Annotated in this window: 12 protein-coding genes and 5 tRNA genes; 15 read left to right on the top strand and 2 right to left on the bottom strand. The window is 56.7% G+C overall.

Going from position 1 to position 14,084, the window contains the following annotated elements; all coding sequences use genetic code 11:
- From AC1DIS_RS12610 to AC1DIS_RS12600, 3 genes are all read left to right on the top strand, one after another.
- Positions 1–517, top strand: a 517-nt coding sequence (locus AC1DIS_RS12610; protein WP_477780901.1) for a cysteine peptidase family C39 domain-containing protein, incomplete at its 5' end; no start/stop codon positions are given.
- Between the two features lie 94 nt (positions 518–611).
- Complete coding sequence (locus AC1DIS_RS12605) at positions 612–827, top strand: DUF6021 family protein (RefSeq protein ID WP_086945071.1); 216 nt, start codon at positions 612–614, stop codon at positions 825–827.
- Positions 828–839: 12 nt separating this feature from the next.
- Positions 840–1,064, top strand: a complete 225-nt coding sequence (locus AC1DIS_RS12600; RefSeq protein WP_018925419.1) for a hypothetical protein — start codon at positions 840–842, stop codon at positions 1,062–1,064.
- A gap of 58 nt (positions 1,065–1,122) precedes the next feature.
- Here AC1DIS_RS12600 and pbpG read toward each other — a convergent pair whose 3' ends face one another.
- Both pbpG and folD read right to left on the bottom strand, forming a co-directional pair.
- Entirely contained in the window at positions 1,123–2,061 is a 939-nt protein-coding gene (pbpG, locus tag AC1DIS_RS12595) for a D-alanyl-D-alanine endopeptidase (RefSeq protein ID WP_018925420.1), read from the bottom strand.
- A gap of 261 nt (positions 2,062–2,322) precedes the next feature.
- Positions 2,323–3,177: a bifunctional methylenetetrahydrofolate dehydrogenase/methenyltetrahydrofolate cyclohydrolase FolD gene (gene folD, locus AC1DIS_RS12590; RefSeq protein WP_018925421.1), complete on the bottom strand. Its 855-nt coding sequence runs from the start codon at positions 3,175–3,177 to the stop codon at positions 2,323–2,325.
- A gap of 275 nt (positions 3,178–3,452) precedes the next feature.
- Between folD and AC1DIS_RS12585 the strand changes: the two genes are divergently transcribed.
- The 12 genes from AC1DIS_RS12585 (at position 3,453) to AC1DIS_RS12530 (ending at position 14,064) form a co-directional block, all read left to right on the top strand.
- A tRNA-Arg gene (locus AC1DIS_RS12585) sits at positions 3,453–3,529 on the top strand.
- Between the two features lie 32 nt (positions 3,530–3,561).
- A tRNA-His gene (locus AC1DIS_RS12580) sits at positions 3,562–3,637 on the top strand.
- Between the two features lie 57 nt (positions 3,638–3,694).
- Positions 3,695–3,779 (top strand) — tRNA-Leu (locus tag AC1DIS_RS12575).
- A gap of 78 nt (positions 3,780–3,857) precedes the next feature.
- A tRNA-His gene (locus AC1DIS_RS12570) sits at positions 3,858–3,933 on the top strand.
- Between the two features lie 400 nt (positions 3,934–4,333).
- Positions 4,334–5,644, top strand: a complete 1,311-nt coding sequence (tig, locus tag AC1DIS_RS12565) for a trigger factor (protein ID WP_026286355.1) — start codon at positions 4,334–4,336, stop codon at positions 5,642–5,644.
- Positions 5,645–5,737: 93 nt separating this feature from the next.
- Positions 5,738–6,376, top strand: a complete 639-nt coding sequence (gene clpP / locus AC1DIS_RS12560) for an ATP-dependent Clp endopeptidase proteolytic subunit ClpP (protein ID WP_018925423.1) — start codon at positions 5,738–5,740, stop codon at positions 6,374–6,376.
- Positions 6,377–6,482: 106 nt separating this feature from the next.
- Entirely contained in the window at positions 6,483–7,766 is a 1,284-nt protein-coding gene (gene clpX, locus AC1DIS_RS12555; RefSeq protein ID WP_018925424.1) for an ATP-dependent Clp protease ATP-binding subunit ClpX, read from the top strand.
- 232 nt (positions 7,767–7,998) lie between these two features.
- A complete protein-coding gene (gene lon, locus AC1DIS_RS12550; RefSeq protein ID WP_007940400.1) occupies positions 7,999–10,395 on the top strand; it encodes an endopeptidase La in 2,397 nt (798 codons plus the stop codon).
- Positions 10,396–10,546: 151 nt separating this feature from the next.
- The gene (locus AC1DIS_RS12545; protein WP_002552737.1) at positions 10,547–10,819 is read left to right on the top strand and encodes an HU family DNA-binding protein; all 273 of its coding nucleotides are present in this window, start codon (positions 10,547–10,549) and stop codon (positions 10,817–10,819) included.
- Between the two features lie 53 nt (positions 10,820–10,872).
- Positions 10,873–10,949: transfer RNA gene (locus AC1DIS_RS12540), tRNA-Asp, on the top strand.
- Positions 10,950–11,051: 102 nt separating this feature from the next.
- On the top strand, positions 11,052–12,923 hold the full coding sequence (locus AC1DIS_RS12535) for a SurA N-terminal domain-containing protein (RefSeq protein ID WP_019648408.1): 1,872 nt from the start codon (positions 11,052–11,054) through the stop codon (positions 12,921–12,923).
- Positions 12,924–13,206: 283 nt separating this feature from the next.
- Positions 13,207–14,064 (top strand): DUF2242 domain-containing protein, encoded by an 858-nt coding sequence (locus AC1DIS_RS12530; protein ID WP_064618906.1) that lies wholly within the window; start codon positions 13,207–13,209, stop codon positions 14,062–14,064.
- The last annotated feature ends 20 nt before the right edge of the window (positions 14,065–14,084 follow it).

The following is a 14,084-nucleotide window of genomic DNA, read 5'->3' as shown; positions in this document are numbered from 1 at the left end:
GAGCGGGCCTCAAGTGCTGGCCAGCCTGTTGTCCCAACAGGACATCGTGATAACTCCGGGGTTGCTTGAAAAGCCCCTGAATTTACCGGGCGCCGAAGACCGGTTGCAGCAGAACATGCAAAACCTCGCCCGCGAATACGGGATGGTGGTCTATCCCCTCGACAGCCAATTGTCGGCGCTGCTGACCCAGGTCGCAGCCGGTTATCCGGTGATGGTACGCATTACTGAAGGCTCGGCATTCTGGGCCGGGCCGCGATACGCCATTCTTGCCGGTTACAACCGTCAGAAGCAGACCGTGTTGCTGCGCACCGGGATGGATCGTCGGTTGCTGATGGGGTTCAGCGCCTTTGAGTCGGCGCTCGAGAATGCAGGCGGTTGGGCCGTTTTGATCCAGAAGCCGGACCAGATTCCGGCCAACGTCGATCAGCAGCGCTGGCTGAAAGCGGCGAACGATCTTGCCCAGTCAGGTCAGGAGCAAGCGGCAGCCAGGGCGAAGAAGGCGCTGACCGCGCAGTAGTTTCCGTTTGTCATCCGCCGGGCACTACTCGACGTTGTTCGCCTCTGATGTAAAGGGCCCGGGTTTCTCGCCGGGCCGTGACCAGGAGGCGTCCATGGCTCAATCCAATACCCCCGTCGGCCCACACTCGTCCGAGCATTCGTCCGATAATGAGTTGGGGTTCGACCCCGACTCTCCGGACGTTGCTGATCCTCAGGTCGACCCCATCGGACCTGCCAGGGCACCCAAAGATATAAAACCGGGTGAGGAGGGCAAGAAGACACCGGCAAAGCCTTACGACCCGCTCGGTAATCTGAAACCCAAGTCTTAGTCAGAGGTGCATATGTCTACCGATTCGAGCTTCGACGACAAACATTCGGACCCTCCCGAAAACGTTCCAACAACCCCCGAGGCGGACCTGGACCCGGTGATGGATCCGGACAGCCCGCTAAGGGATCCCTTGGCCAGGCCGACCGTGGTGCCGACGAAGCATCCACAGGGCTGGCGAGACCCGAGTGCCGGGGATGGCATTCCGGATGACGATCAGATGCCGTTGCCCAATGATTGATCGCTGGACAAAAAAAGCCCCGAAAATTCGGGGCTTTTCATTTATGGATGTTTCGACCTTATTTTGAGGCTTCAATCACACCGCTCTGGCGATGCTTGAGGTTCTTGTCTGACTTGTACTGCAGGGCGACGGATGGCACGTTGGTGCTCTTGCCGGTTTCAACCCAGCTGCGAATACGGGTCGCATCGGCAAAGTGCGTGTACTTGCCGAAGGCATCGAGAATCACCAGCGCAACCGGACGGTTGCCCATGCTGGTCACCAGCACCAGGCAGTGACCGGCCTGGTTGGTAAACCCGGTTTTCGTCAGCTTGATGTCCCAGTTCGGCTTGTTGATCAAGTGGTCGGTATTGTGGAAACCCAGGCTGTAGTTGGGTTTACGGAATGTAACGGTTTTTTCCTTGGTCGTGCTCAGCTCGGTCAAGAGTGGGTACTTGTGCGCGGCGATCAGCAGTTTGCTCAGGTCGCGGGCGGTGGACACGTTGCGCGGGGAGAGACCCGTCGGTTCGACGAAGTGGGTACTGGTCATGCCCAGCGCCTTGGCTTTGGCGTTCATGGCGGCAATGAACGCGACGTAACCGCCCGGATAGTGATGCGCCAAGGTTGCGGCGGCACGGTTTTCCGATGACATCAGGGCGATCAACAGCATCTCGCGGCGCGTCAATTCGCTTTGGAGTTTGACTCGGGAGAACACGCCTTTCATTTCCGGGGTGTCGCTGATGTTAACGGGAATATATTCGTCCATGTTCTGCCGCGCTTCTACGACCACCAGGCCGGTCATCAGTTTGCTGACGGAGGCGATGGGTACGACGACGTCAGGATTGCTGGCATAGATGACTTTGTTGGTTTGCAGATCCATCAGCAAAGCGCTGCCGGAAGCGATCTTCAGTTGTGCAGTGTCTCGTGGTGCCGCGGTGGTTTCACCGGCGTTGACCGTTGGCGTGATGAAAGTCCCTGTAACTGCAAAAACTAGGCTCAGGATGGAAAGACGGATTTTCACGCTGGCAGACTCATAAAGGGTGGATATGCCGTTCTGTAACGGGCTGTTTCTTAAAAACGACGCATTTTAGGAGTATGTGCCAGGAAAGCCATAGGCGCCTGCAAGACGGGGGGTAAAAGTGAAGAATATTTAATGCTGTAACTCTTTCTTTACTATTTGGCTTTGCAGTTGTCCGACCTCTGTGACCGAGCTGTTTGCTACAGGCAAAAAGAACCCCGCGATGGGCGGGGTTCTTTTGGGTGCAGCAGGGTGAGAGTTAACTCAGCTGTGCAGTGTTTCGGCGGCGTACAACGTGTTTTCCAGCAGGCAGGCGCGGGTCATCGGGCCTACGCCACCCGGTACCGGAGTGATCCAGCCGGCACGGGCCAGGGCGGATTCGTAAGTCACGTCGCCGACCAGTTTGCCGTCTGCCTGACGGTTGATGCCGACGTCGATCACGATCGCGCCTTCCTTGATCCACTCACCTTTGACCAGGCCCGGCTTGCCGGCGGCAACCACTACCAAGTCGGCGCGACCGACGTGGCCGGCCAGATCCTTGGTGAAGCGGTGGGTGACCGTCACGGTGCAACCGGCCAGCAGCAGTTCCATCGCCATCGGACGACCAACAATGTTGGAAGCCCCGACAATGACCGCGTCCATCCCGTAAAGATTGACGCCGGTGCTTTCCAGCAGCGTCATGATGCCTTTGGGCGTGCACGGGCGCAGCAGCGGAATGCGCTGGGCCAGGCGACCGACGTTATAAGGGTGGAAACCGTCGACGTCCTTGTCGGGACGAATGCGCTCCAGCAATTTGGAGGCGTCCAGGTGTTCAGGTAGAGGCAACTGAAGCAGAACGCCGTCGATTGCCGGGTCGTCGTTCAGGCGATCGATCAGATCGGTCAGCGCTGCTTGAGTGGTGTCGGCAGGCAGGTCATAGGCTTGGGATAGGAAGCCGACCTCTTCACAGTCTTTACGCTTGTGCGAGACATAAACCTGAGAGGCAGGATCGCTGCCGACCAGGATCACCGCGAGGCCGGGTGTGCGCAGGCCTTGCTGGCGACGCTCGGCAACTCGTTTGGCGATCTGCTGGCGCAGGCTGGCGGCGATCGATTTGCCGTCGATTAGTTGTGCAGTCATTGCGCGTGATTAACCATCGAGAGGGGAAAAAAAGAGAGCGCATTCTCGCATGTCACGAGGTGAGGGCAAAGGCGCTTGGTCTGCAAATTCCCCTAACTCCTTTAATTAAATGAATTTTTTTCAAAAAGGATTTGACGACCTTCAGGGGGCTCTATACTATTCGTCGCACTTGTCGGGCACAGCCTAGCACTGGTTAAGAAGGTCGAGCGGAGTTACGGTTCCGCAAGACTGAAAAGCACTTAGTTTGTAGTCCTTCAAGGGTACAGATTAACAAGGCGCCCGTAGCTCAGCTGGATAGAGCATCCGCCTTCTAAGCGGATGGTCGCAGGTTCGAGTCCTGCCGGGTGCGCCATTAGGCAGCATTGGCACAAGTAGCGCGATATGGTGGGCGTAGCTCAGTTGGTAGAGCACGGGATTGTGACTCCCGTTGTCGTGGGTTCGATCCCCATCGTCCACCCCATATTTCGAAAGGCGCCAGATTAATAGTCTGGCGCCTTTGCTTTAACAGCTTCAACCCGCGGATGTGGTGGAATTGGTAGACACACTGGATTTAGGTTCCAGCGCCGCGAGGCGTAAGAGTTCGAGTCTCTTCATCCGCACCAAATAAAGCTTCACTCATGCCGATTGGCATGATTGAGGTTCAACAAAGAAGTTGTTTGGCTTCTTTGTCACGCAATATGGTGGGCGTAGCTCAGTTGGTAGAGCACGGGATTGTGACTCCCGTTGTCGTGGGTTCGATCCCCATCGTCCACCCCATATTCCGAAAGGCGCCAGATTTAACAGTCTGGCGCCTTTTTTGTTTCAGTGGTTTGAGTGTTGGTGGCTGCAGGTTGTGGGCCGCAGGGGCAGGTCGCTTCGTCGTATTTATGTTTCTCGATGATGCCTGATTTGCCCGCCGATCCCCTCGCGGGGTTGGCTGTCAGGGGCGGATTGCCGATTCCTTCTATATATAGGAAGGTGGGTGCAGAGCCCTGGCTTGATTGGCTGTATTTGCTAACAGGGCGAGGCACAACCGTTTGTCCCCGCCTATAAATTGCCTGCTGTTTTTTTACCCGTTTTCAGTAGGGTGACTTCTTGAGTTTGACCCACTAGAATGCATGCCCTTGATTCTGGGGTCGGAAACGGCCGGCTAACGTCTGTGCAACGAGGAATATCCATGCAAGTTTCTGTTGAAAATACTTCTGCTCTTGAGCGCCGCATGAGCATCACCGTGCCGGCTGAGCGCATCGAGACTCAGGTCAACAAGCGTCTGCAGCAGACTGCCCAAAAGGCCAAGATCGCTGGCTTCCGTCCAGGCAAAGTGCCAATGAGCGTGATCCGTCAGCGTTTCGGGGCTGATGCACGTCAAGAAGCCGTGGGCGACGTGATCCAGTCTTCCTTCTACGAAGCTGTCGTCGAGCAGAAGCTGAATCCGGCTGGTTCGCCTTCGATCGAACCTAAAACCCTGGAAGCGGGCAAGGACCTGGAATACGTAGCCGTATTCGAAGTGTTCCCTGAGTTCACCGTTGCCGGTTTCGAAGGCATCACCGTCGAGCGCCTGAGCGCCGAAGTGGCTGACGCCGATCTGGACAAGATGCTGGAAGTCCTGCGCAAGCAGAACACCCGTTTTGAAGTGGCCGAACGCGCTGCCCAGAACGAAGACCAGCTGAACATCGATTTCGTCGGCAAGGTCGACGGTGAAGTGTTCGCAGGTGGTTCTGCCAAAGGTACTCAGCTGGTGCTGGGTTCCGGCCGCATGATCCCTGGTTTCGAAGACGGTCTGGTTGGCGCTAAAGCCGGCGAAGAGCGCGTTCTGAACCTGACCTTCCCAGAGGACTACCAGAACCTCGACCTGGCAGGCAAAACTGCTGAGTTCACCGTGACCGTGAACACCGTTTCCGAGCCTAAACTGCCAGAGCTGACCGAAGAGTTCTTCGCTCAATTCGGCATCAAGGAAACCGGTCTGGAAGGCTTCCGCACCGAAGTTCGCAAGAACATGGAGCGCGAACTGCGTCAGGCGATCAAATCCAAGGTCAAGAATCAGGTGATGGACGGTCTGCTGGCCACCAACCCGATCGAAGTGCCTAAGGCTCTGCTGTCCAACGAAGTCGACCGTCTGCGCGTGCAGGCTGTTCAGCAGTTCGGTGGCAACATCAAGCCTGACCAACTGCCGGCCGAGCTGTTCGAAGAGCAAGCCAAGCGCCGCGTCGTGCTGGGTCTGATCGTGGCTGAAGTGGTCAAGCAATTCGACCTCAAGCCTGACGAAGCCCGCGTTCGCGAGATGATTCAGGAAATGGCTTCGGCCTACCAAGAGCCTGAGCAGGTTGTGTCCTGGTACTACAAGAACGACCAGCAACTGAACGAAGTCCGTTCGGTTGTGCTGGAAGAGCAAGTTGTGGATACTGTTCTGCAGAAAGCTAGCGTGACCGACAAATCGGTCTCTTACGAAGAAGCGGTCAAGCCGGTAGAAGCTCCACAAGCCGACTGATTGGTTTTGCGGTAAGAAGTACACACCATAAGCCAGCCTTCGTGCTGGCTTATGCGTATTCAAGACATAACTATTTGGGAGTGACTGCGAGACATGTCCCGCAATTCTTATTATCAGAGCTCTGACATCCAGGCCGCAGGCGGTCTGGTCCCGATGGTTATCGAGCAGTCTGCCCGTGGCGAACGTGCCTATGACATCTACTCGCGCCTGTTGAAGGAGCGAGTGATCTTCCTGGTAGGTCCGGTAGAAGACTACATGGCCAACCTGGTTGCGGCGCAACTGCTGTTCCTTGAAGCGGAAAACCCGGACAAGGACATCCATCTTTACATCAACTCACCAGGCGGTTCGGTGACTGCGGGCATGTCGATCTACGACACCATGCAGTTCATCAAGCCAGACGTTTCCACCACCTGCATCGGTCAGGCCTGCAGCATGGGTGCCTTCCTGCTTGCCGGTGGTGCTGCCGGCAAGCGTTTCTGCCTGCCGAACTCGCGCATGATGATTCACCAGCCGTTGGGCGGCTTCCAGGGTCAGGCGTCGGACATCGACATCCATGCCAAGGAAATCCTCCACATTCGTTCGCGTTTGAACCAGCTGTTGGCTCATCACACCGGTCAGAGCCTCGAAACCATCGAGCGCGATACCGAGCGCGACAACTTCATGAGCGCTGAGCGTGCGGCTGAATATGGCCTGATCGACTCTGTGATCGACAAGCGTAAAATGCCCGCCTAAGCAGCCCAAATGTAGGTGGTCGGGGTAACTGACCGCCTGCGGGCTTGAAAAAGCCTGCAATTGCCTTCATCTTGTGTTGCAAGCCTATCGGATTTGGATCGATCGAATGACTGACACCCGCAACGGCGAGGACAACGGCAAACTGCTCTATTGCTCCTTCTGTGGCAAAAGCCAGCATGAAGTGCGCAAATTGATTGCCGGCCCCTCGGTCTTTATCTGCGACGAGTGCGTCGACCTGTGCAATGACATCATCCGTGAGGAGGTGCAGGAAGCCCAGGCCGAAAGCAGCGCGCATAAATTGCCTTCGCCTAAAGAAATCAGCGGCATCCTTGATCAGTACGTGATTGGTCAGGAACGTGCGAAAAAGGTTCTGGCCGTAGCGGTGTATAACCACTACAAGCGTCTGAACCAGCGCGACAAAAAGAATGACGACGTCGAACTCGGCAAAAGCAACATCTTGCTGATCGGCCCGACAGGCTCGGGTAAAACCCTGCTTGCCGAAACTCTGGCCCGCTTGCTGAACGTTCCGTTCACCATCGCCGACGCAACCACCCTCACCGAGGCGGGTTATGTGGGCGAAGATGTCGAGAACATCATTCAGAAGCTGCTGCAGAAGTGCGATTACGACGTAGAAAAGGCCCAGATGGGCATTGTCTACATCGATGAGATCGACAAGATCTCGCGCAAGTCTGACAACCCGTCGATCACCCGGGACGTTTCCGGTGAAGGCGTGCAGCAGGCCCTGCTCAAGTTGATCGAAGGCACGGTCGCTTCCGTTCCACCTCAAGGTGGTCGCAAGCATCCGCAGCAGGAATTCCTTCAGGTCGACACCCGTAACATCCTGTTCATCTGCGGTGGTGCGTTCTCCGGTCTGGAAAAGGTTATTCAAAACCGTTCCACCCGTGGCGGCATCGGCTTCAACGCAGAAGTGCGCAGCAAGGAAGAAGGCAAGAAAGTCGGTGAATCCCTGCGTGAAGTCGAGCCTGACGATCTGGTCAAGTTCGGTCTGATCCCGGAATTCGTCGGGCGTCTGCCGGTACTTGCCACGCTGGACGAGCTTGATGAGGCTGCGCTGATGCAGATTCTCACCGAGCCGAAGAATGCCCTGACCAAGCAGTATGCCAAGCTGTTCGAGATGGAAGGCGTGGACCTGGAATTCCGGGCCGACGCGCTGAAATCGGTCGCCAAACGTGCCCTGGAACGCAAAACCGGTGCCCGTGGCCTGCGCTCGATTCTCGAAGGTGTATTGCTCGACACTATGTATGAAATCCCCTCGCAGTCCGAGGTGAGTAAAGTAGTGATCGACGAAAGCGTTATAGAAGGCAAGTCCAAGCCTCTGTATCTCTATGAGAACAGTGAGCCGACTGCCAAGGCAGCGCCAGACGCTTAAGCGTCACACTGCTGGAATAAAGAAGGGGCCTTCGGGCCCCTTTGCTATTGTGGGAGACGGGGCAGCTAACCTGAATTTCTGGATGCGCCGGGATAAATGCAGGCGCTACCGTAAGCTCTGATTTTTTAAGTGATTCTTTTATCCGCTTGTTTTTTTTGAAAACAGCCCCCATCTTGGTTTCAAGCTTACTTCCATCTGTTTACGGCCTTATGGCCGCCGTAGAGGCGAAATCATGAAGACGACCATCGAATTGCCTCTCCTGCCATTGCGTGATGTCGTGGTTTATCCGCACATGGTTATCCCGCTGTTCGTGGGGCGCGAGAAATCCATCGAAGCTCTCGAGGCAGCGATGACGGGCGACAAGCAGATCCTTCTGCTGGCTCAGCGGAATCCTGCTGACGACGATCCCGGTGAAGAAGCACTTTATCGCGTAGGCACCATTGCTACCGTTCTGCAGCTGCTCAAACTGCCTGACGGCACCGTCAAGGTTCTTGTCGAAGGCGAGCAGCGGGGCGCCGTGGAGCGCTTCAGCGAAGTCGACGGCCACTGCCGTGCCGAAGTCTCGTTGATCGACGAAACCGAAGCGCCAGAGCGCGAATCGGAAGTGTTTGTCCGCAGCCTGCTGGCTCAGTTCGAACAATATGTGCAGCTGGGTAAGAAAGTCCCCGCTGAAGTCCTGTCGTCGCTCAACAGCATCGACGAGCCGGGCCGCCTGGTCGACACCATGGCCGCGCACATGGCCCTGAAGATCGAGCAGAAGCAGGAAATCCTCGAAATCATCGATTTGTCGGCCCGGGTCGAGCACGTTCTGGCGTTGCTGGATGCCGAGATCGATCTGCTGCAAGTCGAAAAACGCATTCGCGGCCGCGTTAAGAAGCAAATGGAGCGCAGCCAGCGCGAGTACTACCTGAATGAGCAGATGAAGGCCATTCAGAAAGAGCTGGGTGACAGCGACGAAGGCCACAACGAAATCGAAGAGCTGAAAAAGCGCATCGATGCCGCCGGTCTGCCGAAAGATGCGTTGGCCAAGGCTCAGGCCGAACTGAACAAGCTGAAGCAAATGTCGCCAATGTCCGCGGAAGCGACCGTGGTGCGTTCGTACATCGACTGGCTGGTTCAAGTGCCATGGAAAGCCCAGAGCAAAGTGCGCCTGGACCTGGCCCGTGCCGAAGACATTCTCGACGCCGACCACTACGGTCTGGAAGAAGTCAAAGAGCGCATCCTCGAATACCTCGCCGTGCAGAAGCGCGTGAAGAAGATTCGCGGCCCGGTATTGTGCCTGGTCGGTCCTCCAGGGGTGGGTAAAACCTCTCTGGCGGAGTCGATTGCCCATGCAACCAACCGCAAATTCGTCCGCATGGCCCTCGGTGGCGTGCGCGATGAGGCGGAAATTCGTGGTCATCGCCGGACTTATATCGGTTCGATGCCAGGAAGATTGATTCAAAAGATGACAAAGGTGGGCGTCCGCAACCCGCTGTTCCTGCTCGATGAAATCGACAAAATGGGCAGCGACATGCGTGGCGATCCAGCGTCGGCGTTGCTGGAAGTGCTCGACCCCGAGCAAAACCACAACTTCAACGATCACTATCTGGAAGTCGACTACGACCTGTCCGATGTGATGTTCCTGTGCACCTCCAACTCGATGAATATTCCACCGGCGCTGCTGGACCGGATGGAAGTGATTCGTCTGCCGGGTTACACCGAAGACGAGAAGATCAACATTGCCGTCAAATACCTTTCGCCCAAGCAGATTGCTGCCAACGGACTGAAAAAAGGCGAACTGGAATTCGACGCCGAAGCGATCCGCGACATCATCCGCTACTACACCCGCGAAGCCGGTGTACGTGGGCTGGAGCGCCAGATTGCCAAGGTTTGCCGCAAGGCGGTCAAAGAGCATGCTCTGGAAAAACGCTTCTCGGTGAAGGTGACTGCCGAGATGCTGGAACACTTCCTGGGCGTGCGTAAATTCCGTTACGGCCTGGCTGAGCAGCAGGATCAGATCGGTCAGGTCACCGGCCTGGCGTGGACCCAGGTGGGCGGCGAATTACTGACCATCGAAGCCGCAGTCGTGCCGGGTAAAGGCCAATTGATCAAGACCGGTTCTCTGGGTGACGTGATGGTCGAATCGATCACCGCAGCCCTGACCGTTGTCCGCAGCCGTGCGAAGAGCCTGGGGATTCCCCTGGACTTCCATGAGAAGCGCGACACGCATATCCACATGCCTGAAGGGGCGACCCCGAAAGACGGCCCTAGCGCCGGTGTAGGCATGTGCACGGCCCTGGTGTCGGCATTGACTGGCATTCCTGTAAGAGCGGACGTCGCCATGACCGGCGAAATCACCTTGCGTGGTCAGGTGCTGGCGATCGGTGGCTTGAAGGAAAAACTGCTGGCTGCTCACCGTGGCGGAATCAAGACGGTGATCATTCCTGAAGAGAACGTACGCGATCTGAAGGAAATTCCTGACAACATCAAGCAAGATCTACAGATTAAACCCGTTAAATGGATTGACGAGGTCCTGCAAATTGCGCTGCAATACGCGCCGGAACCCTTGCCGGATGTGGTTCCGGAGATCGTTGCAAAGGATGACAAACGCGAGTCTGACTCTAAGGAAAGAATTAGCACGCATTAGTACGCATTTGCCTGGGGGGCTTCCTTGACAGTTTTTTAGAGCCCTTGTTATAAAGCGGCTCTTAAGTGTCTGTAGGCCATTCAGCACTCGTTTTTTTTGCTTTCACCAAAAAACTTAGAATCAAACTCAAATAGATATAAGGGGACTTAGAGTGAACAAGTCGGAACTGATTGATGCTATCGCTGCATCCGCTGATATCCCGAAAGCTGCTGCTGGCCGTGCGCTGGACGCTGTAATCGAATCCGTCACTGGCGCTCTCAAGGCTGGTGATTCTGTTGTTCTGGTTGGTTTCGGTACTTTCTCCGTGACTGATCGTCCAGCTCGCATCGGTCGTAACCCACAGACCGGTAAGACGCTGGAAATCGCAGCAGCCAAAAAACCAGGTTTCAAAGCCGGTAAAGCACTGAAAGAAGCTGTCAACTAAGTTCGATTCAGGTTTTTGCCTATCCGGGTCGGGGTCATTCCTGACTTGGCAGCGGAGCGGTAGTTCAGTCGGTTAGAATACCGGCCTGTCACGCCGGGGGTCGCGGGTTCGAGTCCCGTCCGCTCCGCCAGTTACGAGAAGGCGCATCCTCGGATGCGCCTTTCTTCTATCCGGATTCTACCCACGCTCCACGGTTGCCTAATTTTGAAGTTCAACCGTTTCTGGGGGACGCATGCTGCAGAATATCAGGGACAATTCACAAGGCTGGATTGCCAAGACCATTATCGGGGTCATCGTTGCACTGATGGCTTTGACCGGTTTCGACGCTATTTTCAAGGCCACGACGCACAAAAATGACGCGGCCAAGGTCAACGGCGAAGAAATCAGCCAGAACGAGCTGAGCCAGGCGGTCGATATGCAACGCCGTCAGCTCATGCAACAGCTGGGCAAGGATTTCGATGCTTCCTTGCTCGACGAAAAAATGCTGCGCGAATCGGCCCTCAAAGGCCTGATCGATCGCAAACTGCTGCTGCAAGGCGCAGAAAAATCGAAATTCGCTTTCTCCGAAGCCGCTTTGGATCAGGTGATCCTGCAAACGCCTGAGTTCCAGGTGAACGGCAAGTTCAGCCCTGAGCGTTTCGACCAGGTCATCCGTCAACTGGGCTACAGCCGTCTGCAATTCCGTCAGATGCTGGCTCAGGAAATGCTGATCGGTCAGCTGCGCGCTGGCCTGGCCGGTAGCGGTTTCGTCACCGATGCACAGGTGTTGGCCTTCGCCCGTCTGGAAAAGCAGACCCGTGATTTCGCCACCGTGAACATCAAGGCAGACCCGGCGGCAGTGAAACTGACCGACGATGAGGTCAAGGCCTACTACGACGAACACGCCAAGGAGTTCATGACGCCAGATCAGGTGGTCATCGATTACCTTGAATTGAAGAAGGCATCGTTCTTCGATCAGGTCAGCGTCAAGGACGAAGACTTGCAAGCGGCGTATCAGAAAGAAACCGCGAACCTGTCCGAGCAACGCCGGGCTGCGCACATTCTGATCGAAGTGAACGACAAGGTGACCGAGGCGCAAGCCAAGGCCAAGATCGAAGAAGTTCAGGCGCGTCTGGCCAAAGGCGAGAGTTTCGAGGCCTTGGCCAAGGAGTTCTCCCAGGATCCAGGTTCGGCGAACAACGGCGGTGACCTCGGTTTTGCAGGTCCGGGCGTCTACGATCCAGCGTTTGAAAAAGCCCTGTATTCGTTGGCCAAGGATCAGGTCTCGGAGCCAGTTCGCACTGATTTCGGTTTCCACCTGATCAAGCTGTTGGGTGTCGAAGCGCCTGAAGTGCCAACGTTCGCCAGCCTGAAAGACAAGCTGACCCGCGAGTTGAAAACCCAGCAAGTCGAGCAGCGTTTCGTCGAAGCGACCAAGCAATTGGAAGACTCCTCGTTCGAGTCCTCTGATCTGGCCCAGCCGGCACAAGACCTGAAGCTGACCGTTCACACGTCCGCGCCATTCGGCCGTGAAGGTGGCGAAGGCGTTGCGGCCAATCGTGCCGTGGTGACCGCTGCATTCAGTCCTGAAGTGCTGGATGAGGGTGCCAACAGCACCGCCATCGAGCTGGATCCGGAAACCGTGATCGTGCTGCGCGCCAAGGAGCACCGCAAGCCTGAGCAACTGCCGCTGGAAAGCGTGGCTGCCAGCATCCGCGTGCAATTGACCAAGGAGCACGCCAGTGCCGCCGCCAAGACCAAGGCCGATCAACTGATCGCCAGCTTGCGTGATGGCAAGACTGCACTGGACAAGGCGATCGATGGTCAGAACTGGAAAGTTACCGCAACCGCGACTCGCGCTCAGGAAGGGGTCGACCCAACCGTGCTGCAAGCGTTGTTCCGCATGCCCAAGCCAGTCTCCAAGGACAAGCCGACCTTCAGCAGCGTGACTCTGGCCGATGGTAGCCTGGTGGTCGTGCGTCTGAACGGCGTGAATGAAGGCGCTGCGCCGACCGAAGAAGAGAAGGCTCAATACCGTCGCTTCCTCGCCTCGCGCATTGGCCAGCAAGACTTCGCGGCCTACCGCAAGCTGCTGGAGCGTGAGGCTGAGATCAAGCGTTTCTGATGCCTGACTGAGTTTTGCGCGACACAAAGGACCCCAGCCGAAAGGTTGGGGTTTTTTTATGGGGGAAACGAAAAGATCGCAGCCTGCGCTAGCGCTTTCAGGGGGGGCGCGCGCGGTCATCTTTAGGCGCTGCCACGGGCGGTGATTTTTTGATTTTTGCTCCGGCGGGACTTTCTCCCGAGATGATGGTCAATGAATCTGTAGCCGTTTTAGACAATCGTTGCTCCGCTAAGCATCGATCTGTTGCACAATACGCCTCGAACCGTTTTCCTCAGGATGTTCAATGTTTAAATCAATTCCCATGCGTGTTGTAGGGCTGGCCTTGGTGCTGGCCGCCGCTGCCGGTTGTTCGTCGAAGAAGGCCGCCATCTATGAGCATGAGAACTTCGACGACTCGGGAACGTTTTCGCGCAGCTACCCGGTGACCGATGCGCAAACCTGCGAAGCCGCCCGTCGGGCCTTGCTTAGCCAGGGTTACATCATCACCAGCAGCGATCCGAAACTGGTCAGTGGGCACAAGAGCTTCCAGCAGACCGGCGAAACCCATATGGAGATCAGCTTCAGTGTGGTTTGTGCCGATGACGGCAGCGAGGGGCACCATGCGACCATGTTCGCCAACGCCCTGCAGGACCGATATGCGCTGAAAAAGACCAACAACTCCGCCAGCCTCGGCGTCGGCGTATTGGGCTCGGTATCGATGCCGATCGGCTCGTCCGATGATTCGATGGTCAAGGTCGCCAGTGAAACCGTGTCCTCGGCCAAGTTCTACGAGCGTTTCTTTACCCTGGTCGAACTGTTCCTGCCGCCGGAAGCGAAGAAGGCCGCGCACATTATCGAGAAGCCGAAAACCGAACTGGGGATGCCTGAAGCCAAGGCTGCGCCCGCTCAGTTGGCGCCAACCCCGGCACCGGCGGCAGAACCTGCACCTGCACCTGCACCAGCGCCGGCAGCCGAGCCCGCACCTGCCGCCGCGCCTGCCACTTCGGAGCCTGTTGTGCCGCCTGCTGAAACAGCGCCGATTACCCCGGCCAAGAGCACCGAGCCGACGTCGTCCACGGAAACGGTCACTCCAGTAGCGGACTCGAGCACGCTGCCGCCACCGACCGAGCCGATTTCGGCGATACCTGTCTCCGGCCAGTAATGGGCTTGCTTGTTATGGGG

Source organism: Pseudomonas sp. 05N433, assembly GCF_056396925.1.
This window is presented reverse-complemented; position numbering and strand designations above follow the sequence as displayed.

Excerpts from the sequence above, each read along its gene's own strand:
- lon (WP_007940400.1), top strand. The coding sequence starts at position 7,999 with ATGAAGACGACCATCGAATTGCCTCTCCTGCCATTGCGTGATGTCGTG.
- tig (WP_026286355.1), top strand. The coding sequence starts at position 4,334 with ATGCAAGTTTCTGTTGAAAATACTTCTGCTCTTGAGCGCCGCATGAGC.
- AC1DIS_RS12535 (WP_019648408.1), top strand. The coding sequence starts at position 11,052 with ATGCTGCAGAATATCAGGGACAATTCACAAGGCTGGATTGCCAAGACC.
- clpP (WP_018925423.1), top strand. The coding sequence starts at position 5,738 with ATGTCCCGCAATTCTTATTATCAGAGCTCTGACATCCAGGCCGCAGGC.
- AC1DIS_RS12530 (WP_064618906.1), top strand. The coding sequence starts at position 13,207 with ATGTTTAAATCAATTCCCATGCGTGTTGTAGGGCTGGCCTTGGTGCTG.
- AC1DIS_RS12600 (WP_018925419.1), top strand. The coding sequence starts at position 840 with ATGTCTACCGATTCGAGCTTCGACGACAAACATTCGGACCCTCCCGAA.
- clpX (WP_018925424.1), top strand. The coding sequence starts at position 6,483 with ATGACTGACACCCGCAACGGCGAGGACAACGGCAAACTGCTCTATTGC.
- AC1DIS_RS12605 (WP_086945071.1), top strand. The coding sequence starts at position 612 with ATGGCTCAATCCAATACCCCCGTCGGCCCACACTCGTCCGAGCATTCG.
- folD (WP_018925421.1), bottom strand. The coding sequence starts at position 3,177 with ATGACTGCACAACTAATCGACGGCAAATCGATCGCCGCCAGCCTGCGC.